Source organism: Pseudomonas sp. 28 E 9, from assembly GCF_900004785.1.
GTDB classification, from domain to species: Bacteria; Pseudomonadota; Gammaproteobacteria; order Pseudomonadales; family Pseudomonadaceae; genus Aquipseudomonas; species Aquipseudomonas orientalis_A.
Map to the genome: position 1 here is coordinate 1 of NZ_CVTK01000029.1, position 18006 is coordinate 18006.

Below are 18006 nucleotides of genomic sequence, written 5' to 3' on the forward strand. Positions count from 1 at the left end.
GAAAAATCATCGCCGAACGCGATGAACTCGGCCACGTCACCCGCTACGAATACGCCGACGGCCTGCACCTGATCAGCCGCCGCATCAACGCCGACGGTACTCAGGTCAAGTACCGCTACGACAATGCCCGCCTTTTGCTAACTGAAATCGAAAACGAAGTTGGCGAAACCTATCAACTGGACTACCACCCCAACGGCCTGATCCGACAGGAAACCGGCTTCGACGGCCAACGCACCGCCTACGCCTACGACCTCAACGGCAACCTGCTGGAAAAGACAGAACACGGCGACGATGGCAGTCAGCTTGTTACCCGTTACGAGCGCGATCATGCCGGTCGTCTTGTAAGAAAAACCTTGCCCGATGGCAACACGGTCGACTACATCTACGACCGCCAAGGCAACCTCCTCAGCGTCGAAGACGGCCAATGGGCGCTGGCCTACGAGTACGACAAACAAAACCGTCTCACTGCTGAACATCAGGGCTGGGGCACCTTGCGCTATGGCTACGATGCCTGCGGTCAGCTGAAAAATCTGCGCCTGCCGGACAATAACCGCGTCACCTTCAACCACGACAAGGGCGGCCACCTCGCCACCGTCGAACTCAACGGTGACGTGCTCACCTCGCATCTATTCAACGCCGGTCGCGAACACCAACGCCAACAAGGCCAACTGCTCAGCCACTACCACTACGACGACCAAAACCGCCTGCACGCCCACGCCGTTACCCAGCAAGGAAACCACCTTTACCAACGCCAATACGACTACGACAAAGCCGGCAACCTCGCCCGCCTGATCGACACCCGCAAAGGCCAGCATGACTACCGCTACGACCCGCTAAACCGCCTGACCCGCGCCGATCACTCGCAAGACGTACAGGAGCGTTTCGGCCACAACCCCGCCGGCAATTTGCTTATGCAAGACAGGCCGGGGCCGGACATCTTGGCGGGCAATCGCCTGATGATCCAAGGCGATCACCATTACGACTATGACGCTTTTGGAAATCTAATAAGAGAACGGCGCGGCAAAGGTCATTCACTCGTCACCGAGTACCGCTACGACTGCCAGCACCGGCTGACCGAAGTCAGCAAGCCCAACGGCCAAACCACGAGCTATCGCTATGACCCGTTTGGTCGGCGCATCAGCAAAACCCTCGAAGAGAAAACCACGGAGTTCTTCTGGCAAGGCGACAAGCTGATCGCCGAACACCATGCCGATCAACATCGCAGCTACCTCTACGAACCCGACAGCTTCCGCCCGGTGGCACTGCTGGAAGGCTTCGGGCCGGAAGAGACCAAGCCCTACCACTACCAACTCGACCACCTCGGCACACCGCAGGAACTCACCACCCCCGAAGGCGAAATCGCCTGGTCCGCGCACTACCGCGCTTACGGCGAAATCAGCCGACTCGACGTCGGCAAAATCGACAACCCTCTACGTTTCCAAGGCCAGTACTACGACCAGGAAAGCGGCCTGCACTACAACCGGCATCGCTACTACCACCCAAATATCGGTCGTTACCTGACGCCAGATCCGGTGAAGCTGGCGGGTGGGATCAATGCCTACCAGTACGTGCCCAACCCAACGGGGTGGGTGGATCCGCTGGGGCAGATTTGTAAAAAAACGAACTGCTCTGCAGGACCGTATAGCGTGATAGTCCCAGGGGGTGGTTTAGCCGCACATGAGGCGGCAGGAGGGCATCTTATAGAAAAGCATGTCGGTAGAACTCACGAACAATTGCTTGAACGCTTGAAGCAAGAACCACATATTCCAGCAGCCTCTACTTTCAAAGATCGCGCAACAGCAGAACTCGCAGTAGCAAATGTACTAGATGATAACAAAACCAAAATCAAAAATTTTCTCAAAGGGAAAAACAGCCAAATAGTCATCACTCAAAAAACTGAAGAGCCAATAGGCATCAGTTTCAAAAAGAATACGACAATACCAGTTCCGGGAAAAGAAATTTACCTTATTATCCGCAGAGACAAAAACATGCACAACGGTTACCGAATTCATACAGGATTTCCAAACCCATGAACCAAGACTATCCTGAACTACAGCAATTTTTTGCTGGATACTTCAATCAAGATTGGGTTGATGACTACAAAACCGCAAACGAGGTAATTGATGTTTTCATCTCCGAGTCTTCGATAGAGACGATAAACATAGTACTACTTGAACTGGATAAATTGATTGCCACCGAAAAAACCGAGCAAGAGCTTCAAGACTATTTACTCTATGACATCGGGTGCTACTACTATTACCCTAATGAATGGAGTGACGGCAGAACTTGGTTAAGCCATGTCGCCTCAGCATTAAAAAAGGTGAGAGATCTGCGATAAGGGATAAATCAACGCCATACTGAGTTAAGGGGCTGCTACGCAGCCCCACGCGAGCAAGCTCGCTCGCCACACGCAGATTAATTCAGCGCCCTTAAATCCCCGCCAACGCCAAATCCATCGCAAAATACGTAAATATCAAATCCGCCCCCGCCCGCTTGATCGAGCCCAGGGTCTCGCGCACCACGCGATCCTCGTCAATCGCCCCGGCCTGGGCGCCAAACTTGATCATCGCGTACTCGCCGCTCACCTGATAAGCCGCCACCGGCAGGCGTGAGGCTTCGCGGATGTCGCGGATGATGTCGAGGTAGGCGCCGGCCGGTTTGACCATCAGCGCATCGGCGCCCTCCTGCTCGTCGAGCAGCGATTCGCGTACGGCCTCGCGGCGGTTCATCGGGTTCATCTGGTAGCTTTTGCGGTCGCCCTTGAGGGCGCTGCCGCCGGCTTCGCGGAACGGGCCGTAGAGGGCCGAGGCGAATTTGGTGGAGTAGGCCATGATCGGGATGTGGGTGAAACCGGCATCGTCCAGGGCGCGGCGGATGGCCTGGACCTGGCCGTCCATCGCCGCCGAGGGCGCGATGACGTCGGCACCGGCGCGGGCGGCGGCCACGGCTTGTTTGCCGAGGTTGACCAGGGTCGCGTCATTGTCGACGTGGGCGCCGTGCATCACGCCGCAGTGGCCATGGTCGGTGTATTCGCAGAAGCAGGTGTCGGACATCACGATCATTTCCGGCACGGCGTCCTTGATGATCGACGACATGCGCGAGACCAGGCCGCGCTCCTTCCACGTGTCGCTGCCGCTGGCGTCCAGGTGGTGGGAAACGCCAAAGGTCATCACAGACTTGATGCCGGCACGGGCATAGCGCTCGATCTCGCCGGCCAGCTTTTTCTCAGGGATACGCAACACGCCCGGCATGCTGGTGATCGGCACGAAATCGTCGATTTCTTCTTCGACGAAAATCGGCAGCACCAGGTCGTTGAGCGTGAATTCGCTTTCCTGGAACAGGCCACGCAGCTCCGAAGAGCGGCGCAGGCGACGGGGGCGGGCTTGGGGGAACTGGCTGGTCATGGCTTTCCTGAAAAAATGGCTGAAATCTTTGGGGCCAAAGCTTATGCCCCAAGCCCCGGCGGCACAAATGCCGAGGGGCCAACAGTGTATTGCGCAGCACGTAACAATTGCATTGATCTAGAGCTGTAAATGCCCTTCGATGCAGACGGCAACGGCGCCGCCCACCCAGATTTCACTGCCCTGGCGCTCGATGCGAATACGCCCCGCTCGCCCGATGGCGGTGCCTTGGCTGACCACGTAGCGCTCCGGCGCCAGGCCCTCGCCGAGCAGCCATTGGGCAAGCCCGGCGTTCAAGCTGCCGGTGGCCGGGTCTTCCTGAGCACCGTCGCCGGCGATGAAGGCGCGCACCTCAAACTGTGCGTCGTCCCCAGTGCCGGGCGCGATGACACCAACCGCCAGCCCGAGCAACTGCGAGTAGTCAGGCCGCAGCGCCAGCACAGCCTGTCGATCAGCCAGCATCACCGCCAGCCAACCCGCGCCGTTATCCACCCACTGGCTACGCACAATAGCGCCGGGCGCCAGGCCCAGCCCCACGCGCACACGCTCCAGCAGCGATGCCTCGACAACGCCGGAACGCAACAGCGGTGGCGCGATGAACGCCAGCTCGTCGCCTTCGCGTCGAATGCGTACCAGGCCGATTTCGCACTCCTGAATGATCTCTTGCCCACGCGCAACACCGCCTGCCTGCAACCACGCGTGGCAACTGCCCAAAGTCGGATGCCCGGCAAACGGCAGTTCCTGCAACGTTGTGAAAATTCTTACCCGGTAGTCGGCTCGTGGGTCACGGGGCGTCAGCAAAAACGTGGTTTCGCTGAGGTTTGTCCACTTGGCGAAGTCGGCCATCTGCTGGTCCGTCAGGCTGTCGGCCCCGAGCACCACGGCAAGCGGGTTGCCTTTGAGCGGCACACGGCTGAAGACATCCAGTTGTTTGAAATCGAAAATCGGCATGCTCAGCTCGGAATATTCAGGCCACGAATCACCGCTGGGCGTGCGACAAAACCGTCCAGCGCGCGCAGTACGTTAGGGAAATCGGCGATGCCTACGAGGTCGCCCGATTCGTAGAAACCGATCAGGTTGCGAATCCAGGGGAAGGTGGCGATGTCGGCAATGCTGTAATCGTCACCCATGATCCAGGTGCGGCCCAGCAGGCGTTTTTCCAGTACCTGAAGCAAGCGTCGCGATTCGGCGGCATAACGGTCGCGCGGGCGCTTGTCTTCATAGGCCTTGCCGGCGAACTTGTTGAAGAACCCCAACTGGCCGAACATCGGGCCGATCCCGCCCATCTGGTACATCAGCCACTGGAGGGTTTCGTAGCGAGTGGCCGGGTCTTCGGCGAGCAACTGGCTGGTCTTTTCCGCCAGGTAAATCAGGATCGCGCCGGACTCGAACAGCGCCAGCGGCTGCCCGCTGGGGCCATTGGGGTCGATGATTGCGGGGATCTTGTTATTGGGGTTCAGCGACAGGAACTCGGGGGATAATTGGTCCTGGGTGTCGAAGCTGACCTTGTGCGCCTCATAAGGCAGGCCCAGCTCTTCGAGCATGATCGAGACTTTTACACCGTTGGGCGTAGGCAGCGAGTACAGTTGCAGGCGCTCCGGGTGCTGCGCGGGCCATTTGCTGTTGATCGGGAAAGCGGCGAGTGCGTTCATCGAGGAAGTTCCTGAGCGGAAAATCCCCATGATAGTCATCTGCCCGGCGTCGTGCATGCGTCATCATCGAGCAACATTGCCTGGCTAGAATCCCCGTGGGCGAACCAAAATGCCCGAATGCACTCATAAGTGCGCTTATTCGGTGAATGGAGGCACCTGGCTATACCGACATGGAACACCCTCGGACGCGCACCGCGCCGCTGGGCCGGGCCTGTCAGCCTTAACCCGACGCAAGAAGACTCGAACCTAAATGAAGATCAAGCCTCTGCGCCTTGTGCAACACATCAAACGTTATTCATACATCATGTTACCGCTGCTGCTGGTCACGGCGGGTATTGTCACGGCACTGGATGCCCGTGAAAGCCGCGCGCAACCGGTGGACGGCGTGCAAACCCTGGTATTTCTGCGCCACGGCGAAAAACCTGCCGGAGGCCTGGGCCAACTCAATTGCCAGGGCCTGAACCGTGCGATGAACCTGGCCAGCGTATTGCCGGAAAAATTCGGCAAGGCCGATTTCGTGTTCGCCGCCAACCCGACGCGCAATGTCGAGGAAGGTGAGCACGACAACTCCTACAGCTACATTCGCCCGCTGATGACCATCAGCCCCAGCGCAATCAAGCTGGGCCTGCCGGTCAACATCAAGTTCTCGGCAAACGACACCAGCGCCCTGGCCGATGAACTGGTCGAAGACAAGTACCACAACGCCACGATCTACACCGCCTGGTCCCACGGTTACCTGCCGGAGTTGATCAACAAAGTCGCCAGTGAAGCGGCGGGCGAAAAGCACACCATCACCGAAGACTGGTCCGGTAACGACTATGACTCGCTGTACGTGCTGACACTCACCTGGCATAACGGCAAGGCCTCCCTGCTCAGCCGCAACTACAAGCAGGGGCTCGATAATGGTGTGCAAACCTGCCCGGATCCAACCCAGGTCAGCGCAGATATCTGAAGGTTGAGCGTCAGGCGCGTATGATGCTGCGCTATTGACTCATCGGCGGAACATCTTCATGTCCAACCTCCCTTCTGCCCAGCCCAACCGGGGCTGGTCGTTCTGGTGCAAACCTGCGCTGTTTCTCCTGGTGGCCTGCGTCGGCCTCTACTACGTGAAATGGTCGCCCTACTACTTCAAGGCCTTTGTCGCGGCTGACAACCACAGCATCGGTGCCTCGATTCTCAATGACCAGCAAAGCTCGCCCCTCGCGGCGGCGCTGGCCTATGCCCAGGTGTATTTCCTGGCGATCTGGAAAGCCGCCGTGCTGGCGGTGATCCTCGGTTCGCTGCTGCAAGTGCTGATCCCGCGCGACTGGCTGCTGCGCCTGTTTGGCCGCGCCGGCCTGGGCTCGACCCTGCGTGGCGGGCTGTTCGCCTTACCGGGGATGATGTGCAGTTGCTGCGCGGCGCCGGTGGCGGCGGGCATGCGCCGTCAGCAGGTGTCGGTGGGCGCGGCGCTGGCGTTCTGGATTGCCAACCCGGTATTGAACCCGGCCACGCTGGTGTTCATGGGCTTTGTGCTGGGTTGGGGCTTTACCGCGTTGCGGCTGGTGGCGGGGATTGTGCTGGTGGTGGGTGTGTCATTGATCGCGCAGCGTATTGCACGCCCGGACCAAGTGCCGGAAGCGGCACTGGAGGCCGTGGCCGAGGTCAGCACTGCTGAGTCCGAACCCTTCCTGACGCGCTGGTTACGGACGTTGTGGCAGCTGTTCTGGAGCACCATCCCGGTGTATATCCTCGCGGTGCTGATCCTCGGCGCGGCACGGGTCTGGCTGTTCCCCCATGTCGACGGGGCGATGGCCGACAGCCTTGTGTGGCTGGTTCCGCTGGCGATAGTCGGCACGTTATTCGTGATTCCTACGGCGGCCGAGATTCCCATCGTACAAACCATGATGACCCTGGGCATGGGCACCGGCCCGGCCGTCGCCTTGCTGATGACCCTGCCGAGCATAAGCCTGCCGTCGCTGCTGATGCTGCGCAAGGATTTCGATGCGCGGGTGCTGGTGACGGTGGCCGGGCTGACCATGCTGATGGGAGTGGTGTGCGGGCTGATCGGGGCGGTGATTCTTTAGATTTCAAGTGGGCTGACGGCCTTTTCGCGGCCGTCGCCGTACCGCCATCTACTGTGGGAGGGGGCTTGCCCCCGATAGCGGTACATCAGTCGCAACATCAGTGGCTGACACTCCGCCATCGGGGGCAAGCCCCCTCCCACATTTTGATTTGCATGCATCCAGCGCAGTGCTTTACAACCAATGCCAGAACCGCCTCCAGAGCCCTCGCCCCAACTCATCCTTGCACCCGGCATATTACCGCGACAGCTGCGAACGCGCCTGCACCTTGCTCGCCACCGGTAGCAGCCAGGCTTTGCTGGCGTAGGTGCGCTGGCGGTAGCCGCCCCTACAAAAAATCCTTAAGGCTTGCCCGCGAAGGGGCCTTCGAAACCTGCCAATCAACTGCGCCGAACACCACGCTCACGCAAGTATTCCACCACCGCCCCCTGCTCCCCGGCGAACTCGATCCGCGCGCCTTTCTTTTCACGCTGAAACGCATACATCGGGTCGTAATACTCGCGCAACAAGCCTTCGATCCACACGCGGTGCAGGTCCACTGCCCCGCTGCGTGCCTGTTCCGCCAGGGCGTCCTGCAAAATCGCCTGCAGCCGCTGAAAGCGTTCGCCGCCCAGGCGCTTATGGATATTGGCAAGGCTTTGAGTCAGACGTTCGGCATACAGTGCCTGGCCATTTTCACCCAATACCTCAATAAACTCGGCGCACAGGTCGACCACATAATCGCGCAGGATGCGCTCGACGCGACCTTCAACGCTGTCTTCGAGCCACACCATCGGGAATGTCTGCATACCTTTGTGCAACGGCAGCGGCAGCGCGCAGCTGCCGATCATGCGGCTCTCGTCCTCGACCACGAACTGTTCGATGCCCGCCGCGCGTTTTTTGAGCACGTCCACCGCGAGGCGGTTTTCGAAGTCGATAGTGGAAGGCTGCGCCGTGGCGCGCTTGCCGAAGCTGGAGCCGCGATGGTTGGCATGGCCTTCCAGGTCCAGGGCGTTGCGTAACTGACCGAGCACTTCGGTCTTGCCGGTGCCGGTCATGCCGCCGAGCAGCACAAAATCACATTGAGCAGTCGCCTGGTCCAGCGTATCCAGTAGGAAATTACGCATGGCCTTGTAGCCACCACCGACACGCGGATACTCGATACCCCCTTCGGTTTTCAGCCATTGCTGCACAATCTGCGAGCGCAACCCGCCGCGAAAGCAGTACAGGTAGCCCTGTGGATTGGCCTGGGCGAACTGTGCCCATTGCTCGATACGCACGGCCTTGACCGTCCCCGACACCAGCTCGTGGCCCAAGACAATTGCAGCTTGCTGGCCTTGCTGCTTATAGCAGGTGCCGACCCGCTGGCGCTCTTCGTCGGTCATCAGCGGCAGGTTGACCCCGCCGGGAAACGCGCCCTTGGTGAACTCGACCGGCGCGCGGGTATCCATCATCGGCCGGTCGTTGAGGAAAATGTCGCGGTAATCGGTGATATCAGTCGCCATCAAATCACCTCTACCGCGTTGGTCTGTCGCTCAAGCAGTTCGCCAATGGACTCGAGGACCAGGCCCAGTTCAGCGGCCACCGCGTGGAACTCGGCGTCGCCTTCGGGCGTGACGGCGATCAGCAAGCCACCGCTGGTTTGCGGATCGCACAGCACGCGCTTGTGCAGTTCCTGCACACGCCCGACCTTGCTGGCGTAGCTGTCGAAGTTGCGCAAGGTGCCACCGGGTACGCAGCCCTGGTCCAGGTAGTACTCGACGCCTGGCAAGCGTGGGACTTTTGCATATTCGATGCGGGCCGTGAGGTCGCTGCCGTCGGCCATTTCCACCAGATGGCCCAACAGGCCGAAACCGGTGACATCGGTCATCGCAGTCACCCCGGCCAGCTTGCCGAAGCGGCTACCGGGTTTGTTGAGGGTACACATCCAGTCGCGGGCCAGGCCGATGTCGGCCTCGCGCAACTTGCCCTTCTTTTCGGCGGTAGTAAGGATGCCGATGCCCAAGGGTTTGGTCAGGTACAGCTTGCACCCTGCGGTGGCGGTGTCGTTGCGCTTCATATGGCGTTTTTGCACGATGCCGGTCACGGCCAGGCCGAAGATCGGTTCCGGCGCGTCAATGGAATGCCCACCCGCCAGCGGAATGCCCGCAGCGTCGCACACCGCACGGCCACCGCGGATCACTTCGCGGGCGATCTCCGGCGCCAGCACATTCACCGGCCAGCCAAGAATGGCAATAGCCATCAACGGGTCGCCGCCCATGGCGTAGATGTCGCTGATGGCGTTAGTGGCGGCAATGCGCCCGAAGTCGAAGGGATCGTCGACAATCGGCATGAAAAAGTCCGTGGTGGATACCACGCCGCGTTCGTCGTCGATGGCGTACACCGCCGCATCATCGCGTGAAGCGTTGCCCACCCAGAGGTTGGGATCGAGGTTTTGTGCGCCACTGCCGGCCAGAATCACCTCCAGCACCTGAGGCGAGATCTTGCAACCGCAACCCGCACCATGGCTGTACTGCGTAAGTCGAATCTGCTCGCTCATGGGAAACCTCTGACTATCGTGTAGGAAAATTCTACCAGATAGCCAAAAGCCAACCGCGCTCTAATGAACGCGGCCGGCTTTTCAGGTCAAGCGTTACTGCCGGGCAGCCAGCAAACGCGCGTGCCGGTTACGTCGGGCAATGTTCAGGCATTCGATTGCCGCCGAGAACGCCATGGCCGCGTACACGTAGCCTTTTGGTACATGGGCGCCGAAGCCTTCGGCGATCAGCGTCATGCCGATCATGATCAGGAAACCCAGGGCCAGCATCACCACGGTCGGGTTGTCGTTGATGAACTTGGCCAAGGGTTCGGCCGCCACCAGCATCACGATGACCGAGGTCACCACGGCAATGATCATGATCGGTAAGTGTTCGGTCATGCCCACCGCCGTGATGATGCTGTCGATGGAGAACACCAGATCGAGCAGCAGGATCTGCCCGATGGCGGCAGCAAAGCCGATGGCCACGGTATTGCCAACGCTGGCTTTCTCTTCGGGCGCCGGGTCCATGCTGTGGTGGATCTCGGTGGTTGCCTTCCATACCAGGAACAGGCCACCGGCGATCAGGATCATGTCCTTCCACGAAAAGGCCTGGCCGAACACTTCGAACACCGGCGCCGTCAACTGCACGATAAAGGCAATGGTGCTCAGCAAGCCCAGGCGCAATATCAGCGCCATGCTGATGCCAATGCGCCGCGCCTTGGCCCGATGCTGCTCGGGCAGTTTGTTGGTGAGGATCGAGATGAAGATCAGGTTATCGATGCCCAGCACGATTTCCATGACGATCAAGGTGGCCAGCGCGATCCACGCGGTGGGGCTGGCGGCCAGTTGTAAAAGATAATCCATAGGTCAGTCCTGACGTTGTGCTGGGAAATTAGGTTTCTTGGGTGTTCGATTCAGCGTCTTTTTCTGCCGGGTCATCCTTTTTCTGCGGACTGATCAAGCCTTGGGTCGCTTCACTCAATGCCTGTTCGGCGGCCTTCTGGGTGTCATCGATGGCTTGCTTGGCCGATTCGGTGGCCTTGCCCAGCACCTGCTGCGCGCTTTTCTCGACCTGATCACAACCGCTGATCATCACCAATGAAAGCGCAAGCAGCGACGCCGCGCCCAGGGAATTGAGTTTCATGATGTATTCCTCGTTAGAACCCCTGGGGCCAAATAGTGGCCCCGCGATAGCGAGGCATTCTATGCAGATGAACAGTTCAGAAAAATTCGTATTTTTCTCAGGTATACTTCGGTTTTTACGAAGTGTAGACGGTGATGCTCAATTATCGACAGTTGCATTACTTCTGGGTGGTGGCGAAGACGGGCAGCATCGTGCGCGCCTGCGAACAACTGAACCTCACGCCCCAAACCATCAGCGGGCAGATCAGCCTGTTGGAACAGACCTTTGGCATCGCCCTGTTCCAGCGCGTAGGGCGCCAGCTGGAGCTGACCGAAGCCGGGCGCCAGGCCCTGCCCTACGCCGAGCAGATGTTCCAGACCGGCAATGAATTGGAGGCGATGCTGCGCGCGCAGCCCAATGAGCAGCAGATTGTGTTTCGCGTCGGGGTGGCGGACGTGGTGCCCAAGTCCATCGTGTACCGCCTGATCGCGCCCACCATGGAGCTGAGCGAACCGATCCGCATCACGTGCCGTGAAGACAAACTCGAACGATTATTGGCCGACCTGGCGATCCAGCGCCTGGACCTGGTGATTTCCGACAGCCCGATGCCTACTCACCTGGACATCAAGGGCTACAGCCAGAAGCTGGGGGAATGCGGCATCAGCTTTTTTGCCACCCACGCGTTGGCCGAGCAACATGGCGGCGCGTTCCCGGCGTGTTTGCACGGCGCACCGTTGTTGATCCCCGGCGCGGAGACCGTGGTGCGCAGCCGTTTGCAGCGCTGGTTCGCCGATCAGCAGATCCAACCCAGGATCATCGGCGAGTTCGACGACAGCGCCTTGATGCAGGCATTCGGGCAATCCGGCAGCGGCATCTTTATCGCCCCCAGCGTGATCGCCGATGAAGTGGTGCGCCAGTACGGCGTGGCACTGATCGGCCAGACCGACGCGGTGACCGAATCGTTTTACGCCATCTCGGTGGAGCGCAAGGTCAAGCACCCGGGCATCGTGGCGATTACCGAAGGCGCCCGGCGCGAACTGTTTACCGCCCTGCCCTGACCACACTGCGGGCGCGATTTGGCAAATCCGACGGTGGCGGTGACGCAATGACGCAGCAAACGGGACTCGTCCTACAGCATGCTAGACTTTGCGCCTGCTTCCTACAGTACTTTCTCCCTGCAATGCTGTGCCCACTAAAAAAACTAGAGACAACCGTTTATGACTGCTGCCCCTTCTCTGCTGCAACGTTTAATGCGCGTCAGCCTGGTCACCCAAATCATCATCGGCCTGATCGCCGGCATTCTGCTGGCCCTGTTGCTGCCAGAGGCCGCCAAGGCCACCGGCTTTATCGGCAAAGTGTTCGTCGCGGCCCTTAAGGCCGTCGCGCCGATCCTGGTGTTCGTGCTGGTGATGGCGTCCATCGCCAATCATAAACACGGCCAGCAAACCCATATCCGACCGATCCTGTTTCTGTATTTGCTGGGTACCTTTGCCGCTGCGGTGGTCGCGGTGGTTGCCAGCATGATGTTCCCGTCTTCCCTGGTCCTGGCTACCCATGATGCCACCGTCAGCGCCCCCGGCGGTATCGGCGAGGTGCTGCAAAGCCTGCTGCTCAGCGTGGTGGATAACCCGGTCAGCGCGCTGATGAATGCCAACTTCATTGGCATCCTGGCCTGGGCCATCGGCATGGGCATTGCCATTCGCCATGCAGGCGACACCACCCGCACCGTGCTCGACGACCTGTCCAATGGCGTAACGCTGATCGTACGGATGGTGATCCGCTTCGCCCCGCTGGGGATCTTCGGCCTGGTCGCCTCGACCCTGGCCACCTCCGGCTTCGGCGCCCTGCTCGGCTATGCCCATCTGCTGGTGGTATTGATCGGCTGCATGCTGTTTGTGGCGCTGGTGATCAACCCGGCCATCGTATTCTGGAAACTGCGTCGCAACCCTTATCCGCTGGTGCTGCTGTGCCTGCGCGAAAGCGGTATCACCGCGTTCTTTACCCGCAGCTCGGCGGCGAATATTCCGGTAAACCTGGCGTTGAGCAAACGCCTGGGCCTGCATGAAGACACGTATTCGGTGTCGATCCCCCTGGGTGCCACGATCAACATGGCCGGTGCGGCAATCACCATCACTGTACTGACGCTGGCAGCCGTGCATACGCTGGGCATCGCCGTGGACCTGCCTACCGCCGTACTGCTCAGCGTGGTCGCGGCCATCTGTGCCTGCGGGGCATCGGGGGTGGCCGGTGGCTCGCTGTTGCTGATTCCGCTGGCGTGCAGTCTGTTCGGCATTCCGAGCGAGATCGCCATGCAGGTGGTGGCTGTCGGCTTCATCATCGGCGTATTGCAGGATTCGGCGGAAACCGCGCTCAACTCGTCCACCGATGTGTTGTTCACCGCAGCGGCGTGTTTGGACAAGGATGCACAGCCGGCTTGAACATCAGCCATAAAAAAGCCCGGGACCGTTCATTGAAGAACGCTCCCGGGCTTTTTTGTGGGGGCTTAGAAAGCGCCCATGTAGTCACGCTTGCCCACTTCCACGCCGTTGTGACGCAACAAGGCGTAAGCGGTGGTGACGTGGAAGAAGAACTGCGGCAGGCCGTAGGTCAGCAGGTAGGACTGGCCGCTGAAGCGCTTCTCTTTCGGGGTGCCCGGACGGGTGACGATCTCGATGCCTTCCTTGCCGTCGATTTGCTCAGGCTTGATGGTGTCGACAAAGGCCAGCACTTTGGCGATCAACGCTTGCAGGTCGGCGAAGGTGACTTCGCTGTCTTCGTACTTGGGCACTTCAATCTCGGCCAGGCGTGCACTGACACCTTTGGCGAAGTCGACAGCAATCTGTACCTGGCGCACCAGCTGGAACATGTCCGGGAACAGGCGCGCCTGCAGCAAGGCGTTCGGCTCGATGTTTTTGGCGCTGGCGTGGGCTTCGGCCTTGTTCAGTACATCGCTCAGGGCGTTGAGCATTTGCTTGAAGACTGGGATGGAAGCGGCATACAGGGAAATAGTCATGTCAGTCTCACGGTAATGGCAGGAGTGGAACCAGCGGCGATTATAGCCATGCCTGCCGCTTGTCTTTTATTTTTTCCGGCTTAGGCTAGTGGATTCACTGCATAGGGAACGCGCGATGACCGCCGAGCACGACACCGACACTTCTGAGCCGCGCCTGAACAGCACGGAAATCCGAGTCCTGGGCTGCCTGATCGAGAAGCAGGCGACCAACCCGGAAACCTACCCCCTGACCCTTAACGCCCTGGTGCTGGCCTGTAACCAGAAGACCAGCCGCGAACCGGTGACCAACCTCAGCCAGGGCCAGGTTGGCCAAAGCCTGCGCGTACTGGAAGGCCAGGGTTTTACCCGGCTGGTCATGGGCAGCCGCGCCGACCGCTGGGAACACCGCGTCGACAAGGCGCTGGAACTGGTACCGGCGCAGGTCATCCTGATCGGGCTGTTGTTCCTGCGCGGGCCGCAGACCGTCAACGAGTTGCTGACGCGCAGCGGGCGCATGCATGACTTTGAGGACGCCGAGCAAGTGGTGCATCAGCTGGAACGCCTGATTGCCCGCGGCCTGGCGGTGTTGGTGCCGCGCCAGGCGGGGCAGCGCGAAGATCGGTATACCCATGCGCTCGGCGACCCGGCGGATATCGAAGCGATTATTGCCGCGCGCGGGAACCCAGTGGAGCGTGGCGGCGCGGCCGTCGGCGCCGAGCGCATTGAAGAGCTGGAAGCGCGGATTGCCGCCCTGGAAGAACGCCTGACACAGTTGGAACAGGCGTGACGAGATTCAATCTTGCGCTAATGCCAGTCAGGTAAGCGTACACACCGTCTGTAGGAGCGAGTTTTCTCGCGAAAAACGTCAACGATAACGCGTGTTTTCTGAATGAACGCGGTGCCAGTGAGTCTTTCGCGAGCAAGCTCGCTCCTACAAGGCGTCAGCTCCGGGCGAAGGCCACCGCCGCCTGGAACTGCTCCTGCGTAGGGCGCACGCCGGTATACAGCACAAACTGCTCCAGCGCCTGGATCGCAATCACTTCAAGCCCGGTAATCACCCGCTTGCCCTTGGCCCGCGCATGCACGATCAAGGGTGTTTCAGCAGGGATCGCGACGACATCGAACACCGTCTCGGCGTTATCCACGGCCTCGGCCGCAAATGCCAGCTGATCCGCTTCCGCCCCGCCGCTCATGCCGATCGGTGTCACATTCACCAGCAGCTGCGGGCGTAACTCGCCCAACTCAGCCTGCCATGCGTATCCCAGGTTCTGCGCCAGGGCCCTGCCCGCCGCTTCGTTGCGCGCCACGATCACACCCTTGACGTAACCGCCATCGCGCAAGGCGCTGGCCACGGCCTTGGCCATGCCGCCGCTGCCGCGCAGGGCGAAGCTCGAATCTTTGGGCACCTGGTGCTTTTTCAGCAGCTGCTCGACGGCAATGTAATCGGTGTTGTAGGCCTTGAGACGGCCATCGGTGTTGACGATGGTGTTCAGCGAATCGATGGCTTGAACCGAGTCGTCAAGTTCGTCCACTAAAGCGATGGCAGCTTCCTTGAACGGCATGGACACACCACAGCCGCGAATGCCCAGCGCTCGTATGCCGCCGATCGCGCCAGGCAAGTCCTGGCTGCTGAAGGCTTTATAGTAGAAATTCAGGCCCAGTTGCTCATACAGATGGTTATGGAAACGCAGGCCGAAATTTCCGGGACGTGCCGACAGTGACATGCACAGCCGGGTGTCCTTGTTGGGGTGCATCTGCATGGGTAACTCCTTGAGGTAAGCAAATCGGTACAGACCTTACACAACCTTTACCTATTGGCTGTGCTGTTTTTTAGAAATACGTTGTCTTAAAAGTATCCCCGCGACAATCCTTGAGTCTATTGATTGCAGACCACAAGCGCAGGGGCTAACCGAGGAAAGATCATGATGCGTAAAGTCCCCAGGATTGCTTTGCTTATTGGCGCACTCGCTATGGCAGGCCAAGCTTCCGCTCACGGTGGTGGGTGGGGCGGCCCGGCCGTGTTGGGTGCGATTGTCGGTGCAGCCGTCGTCGGCTCCGTGGTTGCCAGCCAGCCTCGTGAGGTCTATGTACAGCAACAACCGGTGTACGTGCAGCCGCAGCCGGTGTATGCCGCTCCGCCGCCGGTCTACTACGCGCCGCCACCGCCGGTGTACGTGCAGCAACAGGTCTATTACCGTCCGGCGCCCGTCTATTACGGGCCGCCACGGGGTTATGGCTACTATGGCCCGCCCCACGGCTACTATCGCCACGGCTGGTAACCGCCGATCAGTGCACACGCCACAGGCCTCGCCCACACGCGGGGCCTTTTTTTTGCGGCAAAGTCTGGATTTATGCTGCCAAGGTCGTTGTGAGGACAATGCTTGAGCGCCGATCCCACATCATCAGGTTGGGATCGCCTCTTGATCGACTCATACAAACGCTGTCATGTTTGTGTCACCAAGCCGTCTCAGTATTGATTCTGTCCACTCAATAACAATTAAGGACGATGGACCATGCCCACGCAAAATCCGCACCGCACCGCTGGCCTCTGCACGTCCAGCAAGGTCTACAGCGCCTTGACCGAACTCAAGCACCTGGAAGGCCACCGCAGCGCAAAGTTCCTGGCATTGCTGGCCGAAAACCTGGTGCGCAAAGGCTTGCTCAGCGAACAGGAAGTGGTGCACATGCTCGATCAGGTGGTGGACTGACGCCTGGCATTGATGTCGACTATCGAGCCAGGTGATTTTTCCTTGGCGCCGGCGCACCGTAAGGTGACCTCCATAACGTTTGGAGGTACTTATGCCCACTGTTCAGATCATGTCCGTCATCGGCAGCGCCGTTCCCGCCCCTCTTCGCAAGCGGGGCCTGCTCGCCTGCTGGTACGTGGTAAGCGATGGCGAGCCCATCAGCGGCCCGCTCACCTCGTTATCCGACGCCCAGATGCAACGCCAGCTGGCAGCCGGCTACAGGCTTGAAGCCTAGGGCAACGGCAGCTTGACGCGTGGCTTGGTTTCGACAAACAACGCCCAGCAGGATATGAACAGCGCCGCGACCAACGGCCCGATCACGAAACCATTGAGGCCAAACACCGAAAGCCCGCCCAGGGTCGAGATCAGGATCAGGTAATCCGGCATCTTGGTGTCCTTGCCCACCAGGATCGGGCGCAGCACATTGTCCACCAGGCCGATCACGAACACGCCGAACAAGGCCAGCACAACGCCCTGCCAGATCGAACCGCTCAACAGGAAGTACGCGGCCACCGGTCCCCAGACAATCCCGGCGCCCACCGCAGGCAGCAGGGACAGAAACGCCATCAATACCGCCCAGAGCAACGCGCTGGGAATATCCAGAAACCAGAAGATCAAGCCCCCCAGCGCACCCTGGGTGACAGCCACCAGCACGTTGCCCTTGACCGTAGCCCGCACCACCCGATTGAACTTGAGCTGCAGGCGACGCTTTTGCGGCTCGGCCAGCGGCACCGCCGTGCGCACCTTGCGTACCAGCTCCGGGCCGTCGCGCAGCAGGAAAAACAGCAGGTACAGCATGATGAAGAAGCTCACCAGGAAATCGAACGTGCCCTGGCCGAAGCTGAATGCCTGGGAGGCGAAGAACTGGCTGCCCTGCATCGCGCCCTTGACCACCTTCTCGCGCAGGCCTTCCAGGTTGCCCATGCCGAAACGGTCCAGCAGGTGCTGGAAATACGGCGGCAGGAAATGCTTGAACTGCTCGATATAACCGGCCACATCCAACTTGCCGCTTTCGACGTTTTTATAGAGCGTGGCGCCCTCTTGCACCAGCAAGGCGCTGGTAATGATCACCGGCAAAATCGCGATCACCAGGCACACCAGCAAGGTGGTCAGGGACGTCAGGTTGCGGTTCCAGCCAAAGCGCTGCTGCAGGCGGCGCTGCATGGGCGCAAAGATGATGCCGAGGATCACCGCCCAGAACACCGCGCCGTAGAACGGCAGCAATATCCAGATAAAGGCGACCGTGACCAGGGCCAGCAGTAACAACAAGGTTTTGAATTGCAGATTGGTTTGATTCATGTCCGATCCATGTCAGAAAAGCAGAGCGCGCATGTGCGCCCTGCTGCTTAGTCCGCTGCCAGCGCTGCGAGTGCCATCTTTGTTGCAAGGGTAGACGCAGATCAATCGTGCTGATGCGCGACCTCTGACGTCGCGCCGGGTAAATAAATCCAGGCCTCCACCCTCTCTCCACACAACCTCCCACAAACATCCATGCGCGTTGTACACACTCAGCCCTTCCCCGCCTTGAACA

The 18006-nt window shown here is 59.9% G+C and carries 20 protein-coding genes; 10 read left to right on the forward strand and 10 right to left on the reverse strand.

Annotated elements, in window-relative coordinates:
* Positions 1 to 2033, forward strand: a 2033-nt coding sequence (locus BFQ00_RS05775; RefSeq protein ID WP_139114970.1) for an RNase A-like domain-containing protein, incomplete at its 5' end; no start/stop codon positions are given.
* Positions 2030 to 2338 carry a contact-dependent growth inhibition system immunity protein gene (locus BFQ00_RS05780; RefSeq protein ID WP_065932873.1) on the forward strand — a complete coding sequence of 103 codons (309 nt, stop codon included), beginning with the start codon at positions 2030 to 2032 and terminating at the stop codon, positions 2336 to 2338. The genes BFQ00_RS05775 and BFQ00_RS05780, both read left to right, overlap by 4 nt.
* A 91-nt stretch (positions 2339 to 2429) precedes the next feature.
* Here BFQ00_RS05780 and hemB read toward each other — a convergent pair whose 3' ends face one another.
* From hemB to BFQ00_RS05795, 3 genes are all read right to left on the reverse strand, one after another.
* Entirely contained in the window at positions 2430 to 3404 is a 975-nt protein-coding gene (gene hemB / locus BFQ00_RS05785) for a porphobilinogen synthase (protein WP_065932874.1), read from the reverse strand.
* Between the two features lie 117 nt (positions 3405 to 3521).
* Positions 3522 to 4352, reverse strand: a complete 831-nt coding sequence (locus tag BFQ00_RS05790) for a PhzF family phenazine biosynthesis protein (RefSeq protein WP_065932875.1) — start codon at positions 4350 to 4352, stop codon at positions 3522 to 3524.
* 2 nt (positions 4353 to 4354) lie between these two features.
* Positions 4355 to 5053, reverse strand: coding sequence for a glutathione S-transferase N-terminal domain-containing protein (locus BFQ00_RS05795; RefSeq protein WP_065932876.1), 699 nt, complete (start codon positions 5051 to 5053; stop codon positions 4355 to 4357).
* 250 nt (positions 5054 to 5303) lie between these two features.
* Between BFQ00_RS05795 and BFQ00_RS05800 the strand changes: the two genes are divergently transcribed.
* Positions 5304 to 6005 carry a histidine phosphatase family protein gene (locus tag BFQ00_RS05800; protein ID WP_065884075.1) on the forward strand — a complete coding sequence of 234 codons (702 nt, stop codon included), beginning with the start codon at positions 5304 to 5306 and terminating at the stop codon, positions 6003 to 6005.
* A 58-nt stretch (positions 6006 to 6063) separates the two neighbouring features.
* Positions 6064 to 7119 carry a permease gene (locus BFQ00_RS05805; RefSeq protein ID WP_065932877.1) on the forward strand — a complete coding sequence of 352 codons (1056 nt, stop codon included), beginning with the start codon at positions 6064 to 6066 and terminating at the stop codon, positions 7117 to 7119.
* A 377-nt stretch (positions 7120 to 7496) separates the two neighbouring features.
* Here BFQ00_RS05805 and mnmH read toward each other — a convergent pair whose 3' ends face one another.
* From mnmH to BFQ00_RS05825, 4 genes are all read right to left on the reverse strand, one after another.
* Positions 7497 to 8600, reverse strand: coding sequence for a tRNA 2-selenouridine(34) synthase MnmH (gene mnmH, locus BFQ00_RS05810; RefSeq protein ID WP_065932878.1), 1104 nt, complete (start codon positions 8598 to 8600; stop codon positions 7497 to 7499).
* Positions 8600 to 9634 carry a selenide, water dikinase SelD gene (selD, locus tag BFQ00_RS05815; RefSeq protein WP_065884071.1) on the reverse strand — a complete coding sequence of 345 codons (1035 nt, stop codon included), beginning with the start codon at positions 9632 to 9634 and terminating at the stop codon, positions 8600 to 8602. The genes mnmH and selD overlap by 1 nt, the downstream gene beginning before the upstream one ends.
* 93 nt (positions 9635 to 9727) lie before the next feature.
* Positions 9728 to 10477, reverse strand: coding sequence for a TerC family protein (locus BFQ00_RS05820; protein WP_065884069.1), 750 nt, complete (start codon positions 10475 to 10477; stop codon positions 9728 to 9730).
* Positions 10478 to 10505: 28 nt separating this feature from the next.
* The gene (locus BFQ00_RS05825) at positions 10506 to 10757 is read right to left on the reverse strand and encodes a hypothetical protein (protein WP_065891830.1); all 252 of its coding nucleotides are present in this window, start codon (positions 10755 to 10757) and stop codon (positions 10506 to 10508) included.
* Between the two features lie 134 nt (positions 10758 to 10891).
* On the opposite strand from BFQ00_RS05825, the gene nhaR reads away from it, so the two are divergent.
* Positions 10892 to 11794 carry a transcriptional activator NhaR gene (gene nhaR / locus BFQ00_RS05830; RefSeq protein WP_065884067.1) on the forward strand — a complete coding sequence of 301 codons (903 nt, stop codon included), beginning with the start codon at positions 10892 to 10894 and terminating at the stop codon, positions 11792 to 11794.
* 159 nt (positions 11795 to 11953) lie between these two features.
* Entirely contained in the window at positions 11954 to 13174 is a 1221-nt protein-coding gene (gene sstT / locus BFQ00_RS05835) for a serine/threonine transporter SstT (protein WP_065932879.1), read from the forward strand.
* Between the two features lie 65 nt (positions 13175 to 13239).
* Here sstT and BFQ00_RS05840 read toward each other — a convergent pair whose 3' ends face one another.
* On the reverse strand, positions 13240 to 13749 hold the full coding sequence (locus BFQ00_RS05840) for a DUF1993 domain-containing protein (RefSeq protein WP_057726249.1): 510 nt from the start codon (positions 13747 to 13749) through the stop codon (positions 13240 to 13242).
* A gap of 115 nt (positions 13750 to 13864) precedes the next feature.
* Between BFQ00_RS05840 and BFQ00_RS05845 the strand changes: the two genes are divergently transcribed.
* On the forward strand, positions 13865 to 14515 hold the full coding sequence (locus BFQ00_RS05845) for a YceH family protein (protein ID WP_065884064.1): 651 nt from the start codon (positions 13865 to 13867) through the stop codon (positions 14513 to 14515).
* A 154-nt stretch (positions 14516 to 14669) separates the two neighbouring features.
* On the opposite strand, the gene BFQ00_RS05850 is transcribed toward BFQ00_RS05845, so the two are convergent.
* Entirely contained in the window at positions 14670 to 15488 is an 819-nt protein-coding gene (locus BFQ00_RS05850) for a shikimate 5-dehydrogenase (RefSeq protein WP_065932880.1), read from the reverse strand.
* Between the two features lie 165 nt (positions 15489 to 15653).
* Between BFQ00_RS05850 and BFQ00_RS05855 the strand changes: the two genes are divergently transcribed.
* The 3 genes from BFQ00_RS05855 to BFQ00_RS05865 all read left to right on the forward strand — a co-directional run bounded on the left by BFQ00_RS05855 (position 15654) and on the right by BFQ00_RS05865 (position 16710).
* Entirely contained in the window at positions 15654 to 16007 is a 354-nt protein-coding gene (locus BFQ00_RS05855) for a hypothetical protein (RefSeq protein WP_065884089.1), read from the forward strand.
* A 234-nt stretch (positions 16008 to 16241) separates the two neighbouring features.
* Entirely contained in the window at positions 16242 to 16436 is a 195-nt protein-coding gene (locus BFQ00_RS05860; RefSeq protein WP_033899765.1) for a hypothetical protein, read from the forward strand.
* Between the two features lie 91 nt (positions 16437 to 16527).
* Positions 16528 to 16710, forward strand: a complete 183-nt coding sequence (locus BFQ00_RS05865) for a hypothetical protein (protein ID WP_065884060.1) — start codon at positions 16528 to 16530, stop codon at positions 16708 to 16710.
* Here the strand turns inward: BFQ00_RS05865 and BFQ00_RS05870 are convergent.
* A complete protein-coding gene (locus BFQ00_RS05870) occupies positions 16707 to 17774 on the reverse strand; it encodes an AI-2E family transporter (RefSeq protein WP_065891825.1) in 1068 nt (355 codons plus the stop codon). The two genes, BFQ00_RS05865 and BFQ00_RS05870, sit on opposite strands and share 4 nt — an antisense overlap.
* Positions 17775 to 18006: the final 232 nt, after the last annotated feature.